1 pseudogene is annotated in these 987 nt (G+C 72.1%); it reads left to right on the top strand.

The features are described from left to right. Positions 1-987, top strand: a pseudogene (locus EF387_RS47320) (type I polyketide synthase); the annotation flags it as partial.

Below are 987 nucleotides of genomic sequence, written 5' to 3' on the forward strand. Positions count from 1 at the left end.
CCGCTGATGGCCCCGGTGCTGGACCACTTCCGCGAGGTCGTGGAGTCCGTGGAGTATCACGAGCCCCGGATCCCGGTGCTCGCGACGGGTGGTGGCCGCACCGATGTGACCAACCCCGAGTACTGGGTGGCGCAGGTGACCGGCACCGTCCGGTTCGCCGACGCCCTCACCCACGAGATCGGCTCCTGGCTGGAGATCGGCCCCGCTCCCGTTCTGACCGCACTCGCCGACGACACCGGCGTCCCCGCAGTCCGCGGCCCGCAGTCCGAGACCGGCGACATACTGAACGCCGTCGCGCGGGTGTGGCTGCGCGGCCACGACGTCGACTGGACGGCCGTACTCCCGGGCCGCCGACGCGTCGACCTGCCCACCTACGCCTTCCAGCACCGGGACTACTGGCTCACCCCCAAGGAGGCCACGGAGGGCGGCGAGGCGTTCTGGTCGCTCGTCGAGCAGTCCGATGTGGAGGGCATCGCCGGGGAGTTGGCCCTCGACGCCGAAGACCTCACCGAGGTCGTGCCTGCCCTCAACCGCTGGTGGAACGGGCGTGGCGAACGCCGGCGTCTGGATTCCTGGCGCTACCGCGTGTCCTGGAAGCCCGTCGAGGTCGACCGCGAGGCGCACCTCGACGGCACCTGGATGTGCCTGGTGCCGGCCGACGGTGACCCGTCGGTGCCTGGCCTGGTCGAATCCCTCGCTGCACAGGGCACCGTCGACGTGGTCCCCTGGCCCGCCGACCCCTCCGCCCTGAGCCCCCGCCCGGGCACCACCGGCGTGCTCTCGCTGCTCAACGACGCGCCGGAAACGCTCACGGCGGTACAGGCGTTGATGTCCACCGAGAACCCACCCCCCATGTGGTCGGTGACCGGCGGGGGAGTGTCGACCGCCCCCGGCGAGGGGATCGAGCCCGAGCAGGCCCGTCTGTGGGGTCTCGGCCAGGTGGCCGGCCTGGAGTGGCCCGCCGGATGGGGTGGTCTCGTCGACATC

It is taken from the genome of Streptomyces cavernae (genome assembly GCF_004023625.1).
Classification (GTDB): domain Bacteria; phylum Actinomycetota; class Actinomycetes; order Streptomycetales; family Streptomycetaceae; genus Streptomyces; species Streptomyces cavernae.